The sequence below is a fragment of the Catenulispora rubra genome (assembly GCF_015356825.1).
Taxonomy (GTDB): domain Bacteria; phylum Actinomycetota; class Actinomycetes; order Streptomycetales; family Catenulisporaceae; genus Catenulispora; species Catenulispora rubra.
This window is the reverse complement of record NZ_JAACYW010000239.1, coordinates 1-18,416: the sequence shown is the minus strand read 5'-3', so window position 1 is coordinate 18,416 and position 18,416 is coordinate 1. Positions and strand designations below refer to the sequence as shown.

Genomic DNA, 18,416 nt, shown 5'->3' with positions numbered 1-18,416 from the left:
GCCCCAGCCGCACCCGCACCCGCACCCGCACCCGGCGTAGCCAAGCTCTCCATAGAAGCCAACATCGCCTCCCGAGCACCCGCATACTGCGCCCGCACCCCGGCCCCAATACCAGCCTTCACATTCGGCGAGTCCTTGAACATCACCGCCTCGTTCCACATCGGCGGAGCCTTCGGCGCCTCCCCGCCCGGCGCCGTGGACGCCGCCAGCACCCACGCCGCCTGCCGCGCCGCGCCGATCGCCATGATCTCGCTGCCTCCCATCATCACCGCGCCAGTAGGCCGCCCCGAGCCCGGCCGCGGCACGCCCGACGCGTCCAGCGCCGCGAACACGCCTGTAGACGTCAGGCCGCCGCCGGGCCCGTCCTCGAACGAGCCGGACACCGCGACCGCGACCGGCACCCCGAATATCGCCGGCGCTATCAGCCGCACCGCATCCAGCCTCGCGCCCTTGCCCGTGAGTATCACGCGCCGCAGCGGCGTACCCACCGCGGCCATCTGCACGGCCAGCGCGTCCAGCCCCTCGGCTATCCCGCAGAGCATCCCCTCGACCGCCGCGCGCGCCAGGTTCGGCGCGGTCATCCGGGCCAGCCGCAGTCCGGTCAGCGAGCCCGGCTGGCCGGCCATCGGCGGCACCAGCACCACGCCCTGCGCGCCGGGGGTGGACTCCAGCGCGAGGCGTGACAGGCCCTGCAGGTCCACGCCGGTCATCTTCGCGGCGGCCTCCAGCGTCGGCATCGCCTCGCCGGTGCGGGCCATGGCCAGGAAGCCGCCGGTGGCGTCGGCGAACCCGGAGACGGTGCCGCTCGGGTCGGCGATCGGGCGCTCCAGGCCGCCGGCGAACAGCGTGCCGGTGGCGCCGATGCTGATCACGACGTCGCCGGGTTCCGCGGACAGGCCGAGCACCTGCGCCATCGCCGAGCCGGTGCCGGGCGCCACTAAAACCCCGGCGTTGGTGGTCCCCGCGGGCTCGACCGGGCCGAGCACGCGCGGCACGGCGAGGTCGCGGCCGAAGGCGTGGATCAGCAGGGCCGTGCGGTAGTCGTTGGAGAACGGCGACCAGTAGCCGGTGCCGGAGGCCTCGCCGCGGTCGGTGACCGGCGCGGCGGCGGCCCCGAGCAGCAGCCAGGTGAGCCAGTCGTGCGGCTGGAGGGCGGCGGCCACCCGCGCGGCGTTCTCCGGCTCGCGCTGGGCCAGCCAGCGCAGCTTGGCTATCGGGAAGGCGGCGGTCGGCACCGAGCCGACCGCGGACGCCCAGGCGCCCGGGCCGCCGCCCTCGACGACGAGGTCGTCGGCGGAGTTGGCGGCGCGGAAGTCGGTGGACATCAGCGCCGGGCGCACCACGCCCCCGGCGTTGTCCAGCGCGACGAGCGCCTGGCGCTGGCCGGAGACGGCGACCGCCTGGACCCCGTCCAGGATGTCGCCGTCGCAGGCCTTGACGAGTGCGTTCCACCACTCGTGCGGGTCGTCGTCACCGGCGGCGGGGTGGGCCACCGCCGATTTGCGGATCACCTTCCCGCTGAGGGCATCGCAGACGACGACTCGTGTGGTGCTGGGCGAGGAATCGATACCCGCGACGATCGGCATGACGCCAGATCATGCCGTATGCGCCGCGCGCCGGAAACAGGTCCCGCCCAACCTGTTCCGGCTGGTCCGGTGCGATTCAGTATCCTGTTGGTGACCCACCGTCATCGCAGGTAGTCAAGCAGCTGATCGGCATAGGTGTGCCCGCGCAGCTTGGCCAGGGTCTTGGCCTCGATCTGCCGGATCCGCTCCCGCGTCACGCCGAACGTGCGCCCGATCTCCTCCAGCGTGTGCGGCTGGCCGTCGGTGAGCCCGTAGCGCAGTTGCACCACGCGCTTCTCCCGCTCACCGAGCGTGGACAGCAGCGCGTCCAGGTGCTCGCGCAGCATCACCACGGCGACCGAGTCGGCCGGGGAGACCGCGTCGGCGTCCTCGATGAGGTCGCCGAGCGCCACGTCGTCCTCCTCGCCGACCGGCGCGTGCAGCGACACCGGTTCCTGGGCCAGGCGCAGCACCTCGACGACGCGTTCCACCGCGACGCCCAGAACCTCCGCGATATCGTCCGGCGACGGCTCGACGCCGTTCTCCTGCAACAGCCGGCGCTGCAGCCGGACCACGCGGTTCATCAGCTCGACCACGTGCACCGGCACCCGGATGGTGCGGGCCTGGTCGGCCAGCGCGCGGCTCATCGCCTGCCGGATCCACCAGGTGGCATAGGTCGAGAACTTGTAGCCGCGGGTGTAGTCGAACTTCTCGACCGCGCGGATCAGACCGAGGTTGCCCTCCTGGACCAGGTCCAGGATCGACATGCCGCGGCCGAGGTAGCGCTTGGCGATCGACACCACCAGCCGCAGGTTCGCCTCGATCAGGCGGCGCTTGGCGGCCTGGCCCTCCAGGACCAGGATCGCCAGTTCGCGGCGCAGCTGCGGCTTGAGGTGGGTCTCGTAGGTCAGCTTCTCCTCGGCGAACAGGCCGGCCTCGACGGCCTGCGCGAGTTCCACCTCCAGCACCGCGTTGAGCAGCGGTACCCGACCGATTTCCCGCAAGTACTGCCGGAACAGGTCGCCGGCCGGTCCGGCGGAATCGGCCCAGGCATTGACCTTAGAATCCGCCTCGGCTTCCTTCTCCGGCTCGGTTTCGGCCTCTTCCTCCAGCACCGCTTCGAGCTCTGCGATCTCCGGCCCGGCCGGGCCGGGGGCACGCAGGGGACCGAGTTCCTCCGGCTCGCCCAGACCGACAGCGGTCCGGGCCTCGGCCGCGGACGAAGAAGTGGGGTGGGGGGTCGGCGCGAGGGTGTCGAGGAGGGCCACCGGTCCCTGTGCGACAGCACTGTTCACGACAAGCTCCAAGGTGGGGGTTCGCGACGTCTTCGCCACACGCTTACCCCGCGCGCCGCAGAGCTATCCCAGATAACGGAAACCAGTACAAGATCAGTGTCGCCCGCCGGTCACGAAACCGTGACCGTTATGAGACTTCCGCCAGGCCACGCTTGTATTGCTCCAACGCCACGAGTTCACCGAAGAGTTTGTTGTATTCCTCTTGCCCGGTAACGGGATTCAACCGCTGCAGTTTGGATCTCACGTCCTTGATACGGCGGTCGACGGTGTGGATGCGCACCCTTGTCATGACTTCGGCGACATACCGCTCGTCCGCCGGGCCGCGCGAGTGCACCGGCTCCACGGTCAGCTCTGTGACCAGGCCTCTGATCGCGTCGTCAGGGGCCTGATCTTGAACCCGGCCGGTCCAGTTGTTGTCATTGCCGGTGGCGCAGCCGCCGGCCGCGCGCACAGCGGCGCACACCGCGGCATACGCGGGAACGGTGAACTCCTCCGGCGCCAGACCGTCGAAAGTGCCGCCGGCCAGTTGCGGGAATTGCAACGCCATCTTCAACGCTTCGCGCTCGGCGCCGGCGACCGGATCGCGGTGTCCGGGAACGGTCGCGGCCGCGGCACCGAACAGGCCGTCCTGGTTCGGCGAACTGTATCCGCCGCCTCCGTAACCGCCGCCGTAGCCACCGCGGTCGTCGCGGCTGCCGTACCCGCCACGGTCGCCCCGGTCGTCGCGACCGCCGCCTCGGCCTCCGCCGCGACCGCCGCCATAGCCGCCGCCGTCCCGGCCGCCCGAACCGCCCTGGCCGCCCTGGCCGCCCTGTCCGCCGCCGTAGCCGCCGCGCCGGTTGTTCGAGCCCTGATTCCCCCGGCGGTCGCCCCAGTCGCCGCCACGGCCGCCTGAGGAGCCGTACCCGCCGCCCTGGCCACCGCCGCCGGGTCCGCCGGAGACCGGCACCTCCGGCCGGACCCCGGAGGCCGCGAGCAGCCGGCGCACCGTGGCCTGCACGTCCCGCTCCTCCAGCCCGAGCCAGCCGGCCAGCCGGCGCGTGTAGTCGTTGCGCAGCGCCGAATCGCGGATCTTCGCCACGATCGGCGCGGTGGTGCGCAGCGCGTGCACCCGGCCCTCGGACTCGTCGAGGTTCTGCTTGGCCAGCTCGGCGCGGATCACGAACTCGAACAGCCGGGTCCGGGTGGCGACCAGCTCGCGCACCGCCGCGTCGCCCTTGGCCAGCCGCAGATCGCACGGGTCCATGCCGCTGGGCTCGACGGCGACGAAGGTCTGCGTGACGAACTTGTCCTCGTCGAGATACGCGCGCATAGCGGCTTTCTGCCCGGCGGAGTCACCGTCGAAGGTGAAGACCACCTCGACACCGAGGAACTGGTTCCGGTCGGCCAGCAGCCGTCGCAGGATCTTGATGTGCTCCTCGCCGAACGCGGTGCCGCAGGTGGCCACCGCGGTCGGGACGCCGGCCAGATGGCAGGCCATCACGTCGGTGTAGCCCTCGACCACGACCGCGCGCTCCTGCTTGACGATCTCGCGGCGGGCCATCTCCAGGCCGTAGAGCACCGAGGACTTCTTGTAGATCGGCGTCTCGGGGCTGTTGAGGTACTTCGGGGTCTCCGGGTCGTCGGTGAGGCGGCGGCCGCCGAACCCGATGACGTCGCCGGACAGGTCGGCGATCGGCCACATCAGCCGGTTGCGGAAGCGGTCCATCGCGCCGCGGCGGCCCTCGGAGGCCAGACCGCCGGTCAGGATCTCCTTGTCGGTGAAGCCGCGGCCGCGCAGGTGGCGGACCAGCGATTCCCACGATTCCGGGGCGAAGCCGACGCGGAACTGCTCGATCGCGGAGGCGTCGAAGCCGCGCGCGCTCAGGACTTCGCGGGCCTTCGCGGCAGCCGGGGTGGAGAGCTGGTCGATGAAGTACTCCGTGGCGACCTTGTGCGCGTCGATCAGCCGGGTGCGCTCGCTGCGCCCCTCCCCCTGCTTCGTGTAGCCGCCCTCGGTGTAGCGCAGCTCGATGTTGTACTGGCTCGCCAGCCGCTCGACCGCCTCGGCGAAGGTGAGGTGGTCGTACTCCATCATGAACTTGATGACGTCGCCGCCGACCCCGCAGCCGAAGCAGTGGTAGAAGTTCTTCGCCGGGCTGACCTGGAAGGACGGCGACTTCTCGTCGTGGAAGGGGCACAGGCCCTTCAGATTCCCGCCGCCTCCGTTGCGGAGTTGGACCACGGCGCCGACGACATCGACGATCGAGGCCGCTTTGCGTACTCGCTCGATGTCGTCGTCATTGATCCGTCCAGCCACAGACAGAGTTTATAGCTGTGGTCAGACGGTACCCATTCTCCTGCTCAGGGCATACGCGGCGTCGTCGGTGAGTGACGCGACCTGGTCCACGACCACGCGCAGGCGGGTGCAGTCGTCGGTGGCGTCGGCGTACCAGGCGCGGAATGCCGGCTCCAGGTGATCCGGCAGCGCGGAGAGGCCTTCGACCAGGCTGGTGACCAGTTCGCGCTGAAGGCGGCGGCGTTCGCGGGCATCGTCGCGCTGCATGACGTAGCGCGCGGTGACGGCCTTGAGCAGGGCGCATTCCAGCCGGATCTCGCGCGGGACGATCAGGTCGGCGGCGTAGCGGGTCAGAGGACCGGTGGCCCCGTCGGCGGCGCGCTCGGCGGCCCGGTCGCGGGTGGCGGCGGCCGCCGACTGGCAGAAGCGGCCGATCAGGCTGCTGGTGGCGTTCTTCAGCGCGGCCTGTGCGGCGAAGGAGCCGTCGTAGTCGCCGGGCCAGTAGTCCAGGGCCATCAGCCGGCCCAGCGCGTCGGACAGCTCGGCCGCGCTCGAGCCCGGCGCGTAACGGATCTCGGTGAGCTCGAACAGCTCCGCCTGCTCGGCCAACGACAGCAGGTTCTTCGGGACCAGGTGGCCGGCGTGCAGCGCGTCCTCCAGGTCGTGGACCGAGTACGCGACGTCGTCGGACCAGTCCATCACCTGCGCCTCGAAGCAGGTCCGGCCGGGCGTGGCGCCGGTGCGCATCCACTCGAAGACCGGCTCGTCGTCGGCGTAGACGCCGAACTTCCCGGTGCCGCGCGCCTGGCCCTCGGTGCGGGTCCACGGGTACTTCGTCGCGGCGTCCAGCGCGGCCCGGGTCAGGTTCAGCCCGCCGGGCTCGCCCTCCGGGCCCAGCGCCTTGGCCTCCAGCCGGACCAGGATGCGGAAGGACTGCGCGTTGCCCTCGAAGCCGCCGCAGTCGGCCGCGGCCAGGGCCAGCGCCTCCTCCCCGGTGTGGCCGAACGGCGGGTGGCCGAGGTCGTGGGACAGGCAGGCGGTCTCCATCAGGTCCGGATCGGCGCCGAGTTCCTTGCCGAGCTCCCGGCCGATCTGCGCGCACTCCAGGCTGTGCGTGAGCCGGGTGCGGGGACTGTCCATGTAGGCGCCGAACGCCGAGTCGTTCGATCCCGGCGCCACCACCTGGGTCTTGGCCGCCAGCCGGCGCAGCGCCGAGCTGTGCAGCACCCGGGCGCGGTCCCGCTCGAAGGCGGTGCGGCGGTTGTTGCTGGGGTGGTCCGGCAGGTGCCGCTGCCGGTCGGCGTCGGTGTAAGCGTCGGTAGTGGCATCGGTCACCGCCCCACGGTAACCCGCGCGGGCCAACGGGAACTGAAGACTCGGCGGTGGCGGGGCCGCCGCGGGATGTCTCCCGGGGCGGCCGCTGCCTCTTGTCGCCTGTCTTGTCGCCTGTCTTGTCGCCTGTCTTGTCGCCTGTCTTGTCGCTGGTCTTGTCGCCTGTCTTGTCGCTGGTCTTGTCGCCTGTCCTCAGAGCAGTTCCTCGAAGGGTTCGATGACCATGTTGCGGCAGGTCGCGTAGACGGCCAGCTTGTCGACGTCGTCGGCGACCGCGCGGGCCTCCGGCGAGTCGATGCCGGCGCGCAGGTCGTCCATCGTGTCCCAGCGGAGCTCGGCGATGCGGAAGAAGGGCTCGCCGCGGACCGGGACGGGGTTGTCGGTGATGGCGTAAGAGCGCAGCCCCGGGATCTTGCGCGCCAGCGGGATGTGGACCTCGCGGTAGTGGCGCTCGAAGGCCTCGGGGTCGGACGGCCGCTCCCAGAAGACGAGGAAGCGGGCTGGGGTGGTGGTCATGGCGGGTCCTCTCGGTCGGTGTCGCCTTTACATACCGGCGGCACCGACCGGACTCATCGCGGCGGGTCGAAGATGCCGAAGATCTCGAACAGGAACGGGTCGGCGAACACCACGTTGGCCGTGACCAGGTCGTCGACGACGGTGAAGACCTGGAGCGTGTGCGCCTTGTGGCCGCCGCCGGGGAGCGGGGAGTACGCGGCCAGGGCCGGCTGGCCGTTCGCCGAGGTGGGGACGGCGCGCCAGCCTGGGCCGTGCATGCGGAAGACGCGCTCCATGAAGCGGGCGTAGTCGTCGCGGCCCCGGTACCAGAGCGGGACCGGCGGCATCTCCATGACGACGTCGTCGGCGAGCAGCTTCACCAGGGCCGGGACGTCGGCGGCCTCGAAGGCGTGGATGTAGCGCTCGATGGTCGCGTTCCGGCTCGGGTCGGGCGCCTCGCGGAATTCGGCGGCGTCACCGAGCCCGTCGACGGTCGCGCGAGCGCGTTGCAGAGCGCTGTTCACGGCGGCGACGGTCGTCCCGAGCTGCTGCGCGACCTCGGCGGCGGAGAAGTCGAGGACGTCGCGCAACACCAGCACGGCCCGCTGCCGCGCGGGCAGCTCCTGCACCGCCGCGACCCAGGCCAGCCGGAGATCGGCACGCAGGTCGGCGTCGAAGCGCGCGTCGGGGAAGGGCTCCAGCCACGGGACATCGAGCGCCGGCCGCAACGGCGCCTCGGTGTCCCGGCTCGGCGCGCCGAGGCCGGACGGCAGGGGACGGCGCCCGCGCGATTCGAGCGCGGTCAGGCAGACGTTGGTGGCGATGCGGTAGAGCCAGGTGCGGACGGAGGCCTTGGTGGGGTCGTAGCGGTCGCGGGCCTTCCAGGCCCGCAGGAGCGTCTCCTGGACCTGGTCCTCGGCGTCGTGGACGGAGCCGAGCATGCGGTAGCAGTAGGCCGTCAGCTCGGCGCGGTGCGTTTCGAGATCGACGCGGTCGTCCACGAGGTCAGGGTACGCGGGGGGACTGACAGGTAGCGTGTCGGCGTGACCGACGCTGACTGCCGGCTGCATCCCGATGTGGAGGTGCGCGATTCGGCGATCGAGGGACGCGGGCTGTTCGCGCGGTCGGCGATCGCGCGCGGGACCGTCGTGTCCCGGCTCGGCGGGCGGTTGGTGAGCGACGCGGAGCTGCGGGAGATCTTCCGGACCTCGGACGCGTACGTCGACACGATCGCGGTGAGCGAGGACCGCCACCTGGTGCTCCCGCCGCGCCGGCCCAACGGCTACGGGAACCACAGTTGCGACCCGAACCTGTGGTGGCACGACGCGTACACGCTCGTCGCGCGCCGCAACATCGGCGCGGAGGAGGAGCTGACCAACGACTATGCGACGTCGTCGGGGATGCCGGACTTCCGGATGGACTGCCGGTGCGGCGCAGGGCTCTGCCGCGGCGTGATCACCGGGGATGACTGGCGCCGGGCCGATCTGCGGGAGCGGTATGGCGAGCACTGGGTGCCGGTGTTGCTGGCGCGGATTTCGGACACTGAGACGCTGTCCGATTGATGAGCAGTTGAACTGACAACAGGCCGGATGCCCTCACGGACACCCGGCCTGTTCAGTTCATGCGCGCCTCGGCGCGCTCACCTCACCGGGAATCGCTCCCCGCCGACTCGATCGCCGCCCGCGCCGCCTCCAGCCGGGCCACCGGCACCCGGAACGGCGAGCAGGACACGTAGTCCAGGCCCACCTCGTGGAAGAAGTGCACCGAGTCCGGGTCGCCGCCGTGCTCGCCGCACACGCCGAGCTTCAGCTCCGGGCGGGTCTTGCGGCCCTCCTCGGCGGCGATGCGGACCAGCTTGCCGACGCCCTCGCGGTCCAGGGTCTCGAACGGCGACACGCCGAAGATGCCGCGGTCCAGGTACGCCGAGAAGAAGGCGCCCTCGACGTCGTCGCGCGAGAAGCCCCAGGTGGTCTGCGTCAGGTCGTTCGTGCCGAAGGAGAAGAACTGCGCGGCCTCGGCGATCTGGCCGGCGGTCAGGGCCGCGCGGGGCAGCTCGATCATGGTGCCGATCAGGCTGCGGACGTCGGCGCCGGTGCGCTCCTTGACCTCGTCCAGGACCTGCTGGGCCTCGTCGCGGATGATCTCCAGCTCCTGGACCGCGCCGACCAGCGGGACCATGATCTCCACGCGCGCCACGCCGCCGGCCTTGGCGACCTGCGCGGCGGCCTCGGCGATGGCGGTGACCTGCATCATGAACAGGCCCGGGATGACCAGGCCCAGGCGCACGCCGCGCAGGCCCAGCATCGGGTTGGCCTCGTGCATCTTGTGCACGGCCTGCAGCAGGCGCAGGTCGTTCTCGTTCTCCTCGCCCTTGGCCTCGGCCACCGCCACCCGGACCGACAGCTCGGTGATGTCCGGCAGGAACTCGTGCAGCGGCGGGTCGAGCAGGCGCACCGTCACCGGCAGGCCGCCCATGGCGGTGAAGATGGCGACGAAGTCGTCGCGCTGCATCGGCAGCAGCTCGGCCAGCGCGGCTTCGCGCTCGTCGTCGTCCTCGGCCAGGATCAGGCGCTCGATCAGCACGCGCCGCTCGCCGAGGAACATGTGCTCGGTGCGGCAGAGGCCAATGCCCTGCGCGCCGAAGCGGCGGGCGCGGGCGGCGTCCTCGGGGGTGTCGGCGTTGGCCCGGACGTACAGCCGGCGGCGCTCGTCGGACCAGGTCATGATCCGGTGCACGGCCTTGACCAGGTCGTCGGCCTTCGGCGAGTCGGCGCCGAGCCGGCCCTCGAAGTACTCCACGACCGGGGAGGCGACGACCGGGACCTCGCCGAGGTACACGGCGCCGGAGGTGCCGTCCACGGATACGACGTCGCCCTCCTCGACCACGACGCCGTTCGGCGCGGTCATCCGCCGGCGCTTGGTGTCCACGTCCAGCGACTCCGCGCCGCACACGCAGGTCTTGCCCATGCCGCGGGCGACGACGGCGGCGTGCGAGGTCTTGCCGCCGCGCGAGGTGAGGATGCCCTGCGCGGCGATCATGCCGTTCAGGTCGTCGGGGTTGGTCTCGCGGCGGATCAGGATGACCTTCTCCCCCGAGCGCGACCACTTCACCGCGGTGTAGGAGTCGAACACGGCCTTGCCGGAGGCGGCGCCGGGCGAGGCGTTCATGCCCTTGGCGATCATCTCGGCTTTGGCGTTGTCGTCGAAGCGCGGGAACATCAGCTGTGCCAGCTGCGCGCCGGTGACCCGGTCCACGGCCTCGTCCGGGCCGATCAGGCCCTCGTCGACGAGCTGCACGGCGATCCGGAACGCGGCAGCGGCAGTGCGCTTGCCTACTCGGGTCTGGAGCATCCACAGCTTGCCGCGCTCGATGGTGAACTCGATGTCGCACAGGTCGCGGTAGTGGTGCTCCAGCTTCGCCATGATGTCGGTGAGCTCGGCGTAGCTCGCGGCGTCGACGTTCTCCAGGTCCTGCAGCGGCACGGTGTTGCGGATGCCGGCCACGACGTCCTCGCCCTGCGCGTTCTGCAGGTAGTCGCCGTAGACGCCGGTCTGGCCGGAGGCGGGGTCGCGGGTGAAGGCGACGCCGGTGCCGGAGTCCATGCCGAGGTTGCCGAAGACCATCGAGCAGATGTTGACCGCGGTGCCCAGGTCGTTGGGGATGCGCTCCTGGCGGCGGTAGAGCTTGGCGCGCTCGCCGTTCCAGGACTCGAACACGGCGCGGATCGCCAGGTCCATCTGCTCGCGGGGGTCCTGCGGGAAGGTGCGGCCGGCCTCCTTCTCGACGATTGTCTTGAAGGTCTCGACCAGCCCGCGCAGGTCCTCGGCGGTGAGGTCGAGGTCGTTGTGCGTGCCCTTGGCCTTCTTGACGTCCTCCAGGGCCTCGTCGAAGTGCTCGCCGTCGATGCCCAGGACGGTCTTGCCGAACATCTGGATGAGCCGCCGGTAGGAGTCCCAGGCGAAGCGGTCCGCCCTTCCGGCGGACCCTGACCCTCCATCGGACCCAGCGCCGTCGGCCTGGGCTGCGAGCCCGAGGACCGACTCGTCGTTCAACCCGATGTTCAGGACCGTATCCATCATCCCCGGCATGGAGAACTTGGCACCGGAGCGGACCGACACCAGCAGCGGCCCGTCGGCCTGCCCCAGCTTCTTGTCCATCTTCGCTTCAAGGGCGTCGAGGTACTGGGACACCTGTTCCCGCAGCTCCGGCGGCTCCTGGCCGTGCTCCAGGTAGACCCGGCAGGCGTCGGTGGTGATCGTGAAGCCGGGAGGGACCGGCAGCCCGAGGTTGGTCATCTCGGCGAGGTTCGCACCCTTGCCGCCGAGGAGGTCTTTGAGGTCCTTGTTGCCTTCGGTGAAGTCGTACACGAACTTCGGCACGCAGATACTCCCTGACTGATCTGTGTGGCACACACCGCGGCGACGACGGGACGGACTGAGGGGGTGTCCCGCCGCATGCCCTGACGCTGCGGAGCGTAGCGCGTCGGCCGGGCGTGTTCGCCAGGGCTATACCCGGATTCAAGCGTTTCGTTCCTGTGAGTCGTCTCACCCGGACCCCGCACGTCACCCGTGCGGACGCCACGGCGAACCGCCGGGAATGAAAGTGCCGCAGGGTGTGCTGTGGGGGGCGATAGGTTAGTTGAAGCCTCAACCATGATCGCTCGGCGCGGACCCGCCCGAGCCCACCAGGAGGAAGAGTTATGAGCACGGATTACGCGTCCCTGACCGGCGATTACACCTTCGACGTCGCACACAGCACGGTCGGGTTCATCGCCCGGCACGCGATGGTCACGAAGGTGCGCGGGGGCTTCAACGAGTTCGAGGGCGAGATCCACGTCGACGGCGCCAACCCCGAGAAGAGCAGCGCCGAGGCCACGGTGAAGGTCGCCAGCGTCGACACCCGCAACGAGCAGCGCAACGGCCACCTGCTCTCCGGCGACTTCTTCGAGCAGGACAAGTTCCCGGAGATGACGTTCAAGTCCACCGGCGTCACCGTCAAGGGCGAGGACAACTTCGTCCTGCACGGCGACCTGACGGTCAAGGACGTCACCAAGCCGATCGAGTTCGACGTGGAGTTCCTCGGCACCACCGTGGACCCCTACGGCAACTCGCGCGTCGGCTTCGAGGCCAAGACCACCGTGAGCCGCAAGGACTTCGGCATGACCTGGAACGCCGCGCTGGAGACCGGCGGCGTCCTGGTCAGCGACAAGATCCAGCTGGAGCTGGAGATCTCGGCGATCAAGAAGAGCTGAACCACCCGATCGCCGAGGAGCGCCGGGACCGCCTGGAGGGTCCCGGCGCTTCTTCGTGTCTTCTTACGTGTTCTTGCGGCGGCCGGCGACGGGCTGGGCCAGTCCAGGCGGACTGTGGCGGGCAGGCAGGCAGCCTGTGGCGGTCGGCGACGGGGCAGGCGGGCGGGCTGTGTCAGCCGCCCGAGTCCTCCATCTCGGCGCCGGCCGGCACCGTGTCGTCGTCCCGGTCGTCGAGCCAGCCGTACGGCAGCGTGACCTTGCCCGGGGAGTTGGTCCGGCCGCGCGGCTTGCCGAGCGTGTCCGTCGGGAACGGCGTGGCCGGGTCCAGGTGCGCGAAGAAGCCGTCGAGCTCGGCCAGCGAGGAGGACATCGCCAGGCCCCGGCGGACGTCGCCGCCGACCGGGAAGCCCTTGAGGTACCAGGCGACGTGCTTGCGGAAGTCCACGACGCCCTCGCGTTCGCTGCCCAGCCACGAGGCGAGCAGCTCAGCGTGCCGGCGCATGGTGGCCATGACCTCTCCGAGGTCAGGCAGCTTGCGCTCGCTGCGGCCCTCGAAGGCGGCGGCAAGATCGGCACTGTGCTTGTCGGTCGCCGACCCTCGCGGCGATAAGGCTGCAGCGAGGTCGGCGAACAGCCACGGCCGCCCGAGGCACCCGCGCCCGACCACCACCCCGTCGGCGCCGGTCTGGCTCATCATGCGCAGCGCGTCGTCGGCCTCCCAGATGTCGCCGTTGCCCAGGACCGGGACGTCCAGCTCGTCCTTCAGCGCCTTGATCGCGGTCCAGTCGGCCTCGCCGCTGTAGCGCTGGGCGGCCGTGCGGCCGTGCAGCGCGACCCAGGCGGCGCCGGCCTCCTGCGCGATGCGGCCGGCCTCCAGGAAGGTGTGGTGCTCGTCGTCGATGCCGATGCGCATCTTGACCGTGACCGGGATGCCGGCCGGGGCGGCGGCCTGGACCGCGGCCTCGACGATCTGGCCGAACAGCCGGCGCTTGTACGGCAGGGCCGCGCCGCCGCCCTTGCGGGTGACGCGCGGAACCGGACATCCGAAGTTCATATCCACGTGGTCGGCCAGATCCTCGGCGGCGATCATCTCCACCGCCTTGCGGACTGTGACCGGATCCACTCCGTACAACTGGAGGCTGCGCGGCTTCTCGTCGCCGGCGAAGGTCACCATCCGCAGAGTCTTCTCGTTCCGCTCCACCAGGGCGCGGGTCATGACCATCTCGCAGACGTAGATCCCGGCCCCGTGCTCGCGGCAGAGCTGGCGGAACGCCACGTTGGTGATGCCGGCCATCGGCGCGAGGACCACGGGCGGCGCAACGGGCAGGGAGCCCAGAGTGAGGTTCTGTTTGTCTGGGGAAGTCACCCTTCCAGGATCGCATAGCACGGCGGAGCACCCGTTCGGATATTCCAGTCGGCCTTCGGACAACCGGCCCGTTAGTCTGAACGTCATAAGGAAAGAGTTAAGAAACCGGCGGGGGGACCGCTGGAACAGCAGAACAGCGGGTGGGCGAGAGTGAGTGGAGAAGTGGTGAGAGCCAACCGCACCGACGGCAGCGGTGCGGACGCGAACGGCCCGCGGGGGCGGGGGCCGGAACGCGGGCGCGACAAACTGGCGACAGGCCTGCTGGCCGGCGCACTGGGGGTCTTCATGGCCGTCGGGATCTCGGCGTGCAACACGAACCCGCACGCCGCGGACGTGCCGCCGCCGTCGACCGAGAACAACCAGCCGGCGGCCGGCGGCCAGACGCCGAACACGGAGTCGAGTTCGCATCACAAGGCGCCGCCCAAGCCGGGCATACAGCTGCCCAACACGATCCAGGTGTTCTACGCGACCACCCCGGCGTTCCAGGACCTGACGCACCACATCGTGCTCTGGAACGCGACCCAGGCGTACAAGGCCAGCTACGTGGCGGCCTACCAGCCGGCCGAGGCCGGCACCCCGGACCTGAAGCGCTACTGGGCCGGCACCGGCTACGCCCAGGCGCACGCCTGGGCGCAGAACTGGATCGACCACAAGCAGCAGCCGGTGGGCTTCGCGGTGCTGTCGAAGGTGGTGGTGGAGAACCTCACCCCCGAGCAGGCCACCGTCGGCTTCTGCCAGGACCTGTCCGGCGTGGTGCGCGGCAACGTGCTGACCCACACCCCGGGCAAGGAGCTCCAGCCGAAGAACTCGCTGGGCGACCGCGTGGAGTACAGCATGGTGCCGACCGGGGTGAAGGGGCAGTGGCAGGTGAACGGGGAGTCGATCGCGCACGCCTCGGCCCTGTGCCCGCCGCCGTCGGATCAGAAGCACCACCACTGAGCTGGGCACCGAGCTGGGATTCGGTCGTGGGGTTCGACCGACGAATCCCGCCGCGGCATGAGCGCCCCGCTCCGCGCCGGACGTGCTGAGGGGGCGGGCCCCGCCGGGCCCGCCCCCTCAGTGCTCGAACAGCAAGCCGGACCTCAGGCCCCGATGAGCCGGGCCGCGAGGTAGCCCTCGACCTGGTCCAGGGCGACCCGCTGCTGCTCCATCGAGTCCCGCTCGCGCACCGTCACGGCCTGGTCTTCGAGGGTGTCGAAGTCCACCGTGATGCAGAACGGGGTGCCGATCTCGTCCTGGCGGCGGTAGCGGCGGCCGATGGCCCCGGCGTCGTCGAACTCGACGTTCCAGTTCTTGCGCAGCAGCTGCGCCAGGTCGCGGGCCTTGGGCGAGAGGTCCGCGTTGCGGGACAGCGGCAGGACCGCGGCCTTGACCGGGGACAGGCGCTTGTCCAGGCGCAGGACCTTGCGGACCTCCATCTGGCCCTTGGCGTTCGGGGCCTCGTCCTCGGCGTAGGCGTCGAGCAGGAAGGCGAGCATGCCGCGGTTCACGCCGGCCGCCGGCTCGACCACGAACGGCGTCCAGCGCTCGCCGGTCTCCTGCTCCAGCTGGGTGAAGTCCTCGCCGGAGTGCTTGGCGTGCGTGGACAGGTCGAAGTCGGTGCGGTTGGCGACGCCCTCGAGCTCGGAGAACTCCTGGCCGCCGAAGTTGAAGCGGTACTCGATGTCGACGGTGCGCTTGGAGTAGTGCGACAGCTTCTCCGCCGGGTGCTCGAAGAACCGCAGGTTCTCAGGACGCAGACCCAGGTCGGTCCACCAGTTGTAACGCTCGTTGAGCCAGTACTCGAACCACTGCTCGTCCTCGCCGGGCTTGACGAAGAACTCCATCTCCATCTGCTCGAACTCGCGGGTCCGGAAGATGAAGTTGCCCGGCGTGATCTCGTTGCGGAACGACTTGCCGATCTGGCCGATGCCGAACGGCGGCTTCTTGCGGGAGGCGTCGCGGACCGTCTTGTAGGACACGAAGATGCCCTGCGCGGTCTCCGGACGCAGATAGGCCAGGCCCGCCTCGTCCATCGTGACGCCCAGGTGGGTCTGGAGCATCAGGTTGAACACCTTGGGCTCGGTGAACGTGCCCTTGTTGCCGCAGTTCGGGCAGTTGATGTCGGCCAGCCCGCGCTCGGGGGCCCGGTTGTGCTTGGCCTCGTAGGCCTCGATGAGGTGGTCCTCGCGGAAGCGCTTGTGACAGGACTGACACTCGGTCAGCGGGTCGGTGAACTCCTTGACGTGGCCCGAGGCCTCCCACACCTCGCGGGCCAGGATGACCGAGGAGTCCAGGCCGACGACGTCCTCCCGGCCGGTGACCATGGCCTTCCACCACTGGCGCTTGATGTTCTCCTTCAGCTCCACGCCGAGCGGCCCGTAGTCGTAGGCGGCACGAGTACCGCCGTAGATCTCGCTGGAGGGGAAGACGAAGCCTCGGCTCTTCGCGAGCCGGACGATGGTCTCGATCTTGTCGGCGGCCACAGTCGCTCTCTTTCTTGTTGCCACCGCATCCACGGTGGCGAAGCCCGGCCGGATGCCGGGTTTCGGATGATGGCCCAGCTTAGCGGGTCCGCGGCGGGGTTTATGAATGGTTTCCGGCGCAGGTCGCGGTGGTGGTATCGGGGTGTGCGGCGGACGTCGGCGGGTGGCTCGGGGTGGGTGGTTCGGTGGGTGGTTCGCCGTGTGCTGATCGTGATAATTGACAATCATTTTCATTTTCAGCGACCATGATCCCATGCTGTCCCGCACCGCCGAGCCCCGCCGCCGCCGGCGCCCGGCTGCCGCCGCGGTGGCGCTGGTGACGGTGCTGGTGACGGCGGTCGTGCTCAGCGGCTGCGTGAAGCAGTCGGACCGGTCCTCGGGTGGCAGCGGCCGGCTGGACGTCGTGGCCGGCTTCTACCCCTTCGCGTACCTTGCCGAGCAGATCGGCGGCGAGCACGTGAGCGTGCGAAACCTCACCAGGCCCGGGGCCGAGCCGCACGACCTGGAGCTGACGCCGTCGCAGGTCGGCGCGGTGAGCAAGGCCGGCCTGGCGGTCTACGAGAAGGGCCTGCAGCCGGCCGTGGACTCCGCGGTGGCGCAGAACAAGCCCAAGGCGGCCCTGGACACCGCGACCGTGGTGCACCTGGAGGACCACGGCGACCTAGGCGAGGGCGACGCGCACAGCGCCGACCCGCACGTCTGGCTGGACCCGGTCGACTTCGCGAAGATCGCCGACGCGGTCTCGGCGAAGCTGCAACAGATCGACCCGGCCCACGCCGCCGACTACCAGGCGAACCAGGCCGCGCTGGACGGCCGACTGACGGCCCTGGACGCCGACTACCGCGCGGGGCTGGCGCGCTGCGTGCGCAAGGACATCGTCACCAGCCACGCCGCCTTCGGCTACCTCGCCGAGCGCTACGGCCTGGTCCAGGTGCCGATCGCCGGGCTGTCGCCGGACGACGAGCCGAGCGCGGCCCACCTCGCGAAGATCCAGCACCTGATCAAGACTGAGGGCGTGACCACGGTCTTCTTCGAGACCCTGGCCAGCCCCAAGACCGCGCGGACGCTGGCGGCGGACACCGGGACGAAGGCCGCGGTGCTCGACCCGATCGAGGGCGTCAAGGACCCCTCGACGCAGGACTACTTCTCGATCATGCGCGACAACCTGGCGGCGCTGCGCACGGCGCTGGGGTGCTCATGATGGCGCGGCGGCGCGCTCGCACCGGCGCTGCGGCGGTGACGACGGTGGCGGTCAGCGCACCGGACGAGACTCCGGCGCCGGTCGTGGCCGCGCGCACCGTGACCGTCTCCCTCGGCGGCCGGCGGATCCTGCACGGCGTGGACCTGGAGGTACCCGGCGGCCAGACCGTCGCGCTGCTGGGAGCAAACGGCTCGGGCAAGTCCACGCTGGTCAAGACCATCGTCGGGCTGTATCCGGTGGACGGCGGGCGGGTCGACCTGTTCGGCACGCCGCTGCCGGAGTTCAAGGCGTGGCAGCGGGTCGGCTACGTGCCGCAGCGCACCACGGCCGCGGCCGGCGTCCCGGCGACGGTCGGCGAGGTGGTGGCATCGGGCCTGCTCAGCCCGCGCGGCTGGGTGAACCGCCGCACCCGCGGCGACCGCACCGCCGTCCGCGAGGCCCTGGCCACGGTCGGGATGCTGGAGCGGATCGGCGACCCGGTGGCCTCGCTGTCCGGGGGCCAGCAGCAGCGGGTGCTGATCGCCCGCGCCCTCGCCCGGCGCCCGGACCTGTTGATCATGGACGAGCCGATGGCCGGCGTGGACCTGGTGAGCCAGCAGGCCTTCGCCGACACCCTGGCCGACCTGTCGGCGCACGGCACCACGATCCTCCTGGTCCTCCACGAACTCGGCCCCCTCGCCCCGCTCATCGACCGCACGGTGGTCCTGCGCGCCGGCACCGTCCGCTACGACGGCGCCCCTATCGAGCACGGCGAGCCCGACCCGGCCCACGGCCGGCCCGGCCACGAGCACGTGCACCCACACGCCGCACCGGACGAGGTGCCGGGGATGCCGGAGTGCCCGCCGGGGCACGCTCCGGTGGAGTCGCTCGCCCCCGCCGCCCCGAAGGCAGGCCCCGCATGCTGAGCGACACCATCTTCAGCCTGCCCTTCATGCAGCGCGCCTTCCTCGCCGCCTTCGCCATCGGCCTGGCCGCGCCGGCCATCGGCACGTACCTGGTCCAGCGGCGCCTCGCGCTGATGGGGGACGGGCTCGGGCACGTCGCGATCTCGCTGCGCATGTCGTCGAGCCCGACGACGCGGCCGGCCCAGCTCTGGTCGATCCGCATCCGGTTCTCCAGCTCCATGCCGAGCTCGGTGAAGAAGGCGATGGCGGCGTCGAGGTCTTC

Annotated in this window: 15 protein-coding genes; 6 read left to right on the top strand and 9 right to left on the bottom strand. The window is 70.7% G+C overall.

What is annotated here, in order from left to right; translation table 11 throughout:
- The 6 genes from GWK61_RS40950 to GWK61_RS40925 form a co-directional block, all read right to left on the bottom strand.
- The coding region (locus tag GWK61_RS40950) for an FGGY family carbohydrate kinase (protein ID WP_194917116.1) at positions 1-1,586 on the bottom strand (1,586 nt) is incomplete at its 3' end.
- Positions 1,587-1,687: 101 nt separating this feature from the next.
- Positions 1,688-2,860 (bottom strand): RNA polymerase sigma factor, encoded by a 1,173-nt coding sequence (locus GWK61_RS40945; protein ID WP_323747985.1) that lies wholly within the window; start codon positions 2,858-2,860, stop codon positions 1,688-1,690.
- Between the two features lie 127 nt (positions 2,861-2,987).
- Positions 2,988-5,159, bottom strand: coding sequence for a DNA primase (gene dnaG, locus GWK61_RS58920; protein WP_194917115.1), 2,172 nt, complete (start codon positions 5,157-5,159; stop codon positions 2,988-2,990).
- 21 nt (positions 5,160-5,180) lie between these two features.
- Positions 5,181-6,473: a deoxyguanosinetriphosphate triphosphohydrolase gene (locus GWK61_RS40935; protein WP_194917114.1), complete on the bottom strand. Its 1,293-nt coding sequence runs from the start codon at positions 6,471-6,473 to the stop codon at positions 5,181-5,183.
- A 189-nt stretch (positions 6,474-6,662) separates the two neighbouring features.
- Entirely contained in the window at positions 6,663-6,986 is a 324-nt protein-coding gene (locus GWK61_RS40930) for an EthD family reductase (RefSeq protein ID WP_194917113.1), read from the bottom strand.
- 53 nt (positions 6,987-7,039) lie between these two features.
- Positions 7,040-7,966: a sigma-70 family RNA polymerase sigma factor gene (locus GWK61_RS40925; RefSeq protein ID WP_323747984.1), complete on the bottom strand. Its 927-nt coding sequence runs from the start codon at positions 7,964-7,966 to the stop codon at positions 7,040-7,042.
- Positions 7,967-8,008: 42 nt separating this feature from the next.
- Here GWK61_RS40925 and GWK61_RS40920 point away from each other — a divergent pair, with 42 nt between their 5' ends.
- Positions 8,009-8,527, top strand: a complete 519-nt coding sequence (locus GWK61_RS40920; RefSeq protein ID WP_194917111.1) for an SET domain-containing protein — start codon at positions 8,009-8,011, stop codon at positions 8,525-8,527.
- Between the two features lie 82 nt (positions 8,528-8,609).
- Here the strand turns inward: GWK61_RS40920 and ppdK are convergent, their stop codons facing one another.
- A complete protein-coding gene (ppdK, locus tag GWK61_RS40915) occupies positions 8,610-11,345 on the bottom strand; it encodes a pyruvate, phosphate dikinase (protein ID WP_194917110.1) in 2,736 nt (911 codons plus the stop codon).
- A gap of 320 nt (positions 11,346-11,665) precedes the next feature.
- Here ppdK and GWK61_RS40910 point away from each other — a divergent pair, with 320 nt between their 5' ends.
- Positions 11,666-12,217: a YceI family protein gene (locus tag GWK61_RS40910; protein ID WP_194917109.1), complete on the top strand. Its 552-nt coding sequence runs from the start codon at positions 11,666-11,668 to the stop codon at positions 12,215-12,217.
- A 172-nt stretch (positions 12,218-12,389) separates the two neighbouring features.
- Here GWK61_RS40910 and dusB read toward each other — a convergent pair whose 3' ends face one another.
- The gene (dusB, locus tag GWK61_RS40905) at positions 12,390-13,511 is read right to left on the bottom strand and encodes a tRNA dihydrouridine synthase DusB (protein ID WP_438939810.1); all 1,122 of its coding nucleotides are present in this window, start codon (positions 13,509-13,511) and stop codon (positions 12,390-12,392) included.
- A 237-nt stretch (positions 13,512-13,748) separates the two neighbouring features.
- On the opposite strand from dusB, the gene GWK61_RS40900 reads away from it, so the two are divergent.
- Entirely contained in the window at positions 13,749-14,522 is a 774-nt protein-coding gene (locus tag GWK61_RS40900; RefSeq protein ID WP_194917107.1) for a hypothetical protein, read from the top strand.
- 143 nt (positions 14,523-14,665) lie between these two features.
- Here the strand turns inward: GWK61_RS40900 and GWK61_RS40895 are convergent, their stop codons facing one another.
- Complete coding sequence (locus tag GWK61_RS40895) at positions 14,666-16,048, bottom strand: glycine--tRNA ligase (protein ID WP_194917106.1); 1,383 nt, start codon at positions 16,046-16,048, stop codon at positions 14,666-14,668.
- A gap of 253 nt (positions 16,049-16,301) precedes the next feature.
- Between GWK61_RS40895 and GWK61_RS40890 the strand changes: the two genes are divergently transcribed.
- The 3 genes from GWK61_RS40890 to GWK61_RS57485 all read left to right on the top strand — a co-directional run.
- Entirely contained in the window at positions 16,302-17,249 is a 948-nt protein-coding gene (locus GWK61_RS40890; protein ID WP_194917105.1) for a metal ABC transporter substrate-binding protein, read from the top strand.
- Positions 17,249-18,154 (top strand): metal ABC transporter ATP-binding protein, encoded by a 906-nt coding sequence (locus GWK61_RS40885; RefSeq protein WP_194917104.1) that lies wholly within the window; start codon positions 17,249-17,251, stop codon positions 18,152-18,154. The genes GWK61_RS40890 and GWK61_RS40885 overlap by 1 nt, the downstream gene beginning before the upstream one ends.
- A partial coding sequence (locus tag GWK61_RS57485; protein ID WP_228563768.1) for a metal ABC transporter permease occupies positions 18,148-18,416 on the top strand: 269 nt, incomplete at its 3' end. The genes GWK61_RS40885 and GWK61_RS57485, both read left to right, overlap by 7 nt.

Bases quoted from the DNA above. Each gene is read 5' to 3' on its own strand.
- GWK61_RS40930 (WP_194917113.1), bottom strand. From the start codon at position 6,986: ATGACCACCACCCCAGCCCGCTTCCTCGTCTTCTGGGAGCGGCCGTCC.
- GWK61_RS40910 (WP_194917109.1), top strand. From the start codon at position 11,666: ATGAGCACGGATTACGCGTCCCTGACCGGCGATTACACCTTCGACGTC.
- dusB (WP_438939810.1), bottom strand. From the start codon at position 13,511: ATGGCCGGCATCACCAACGTGGCGTTCCGCCAGCTCTGCCGCGAGCAC.
- GWK61_RS40890 (WP_194917105.1), top strand. From the start codon at position 16,302: ATGCTGTCCCGCACCGCCGAGCCCCGCCGCCGCCGGCGCCCGGCTGCC.
- GWK61_RS40885 (WP_194917104.1), top strand. From the start codon at position 17,249: ATGGCGCGGCGGCGCGCTCGCACCGGCGCTGCGGCGGTGACGACGGTG.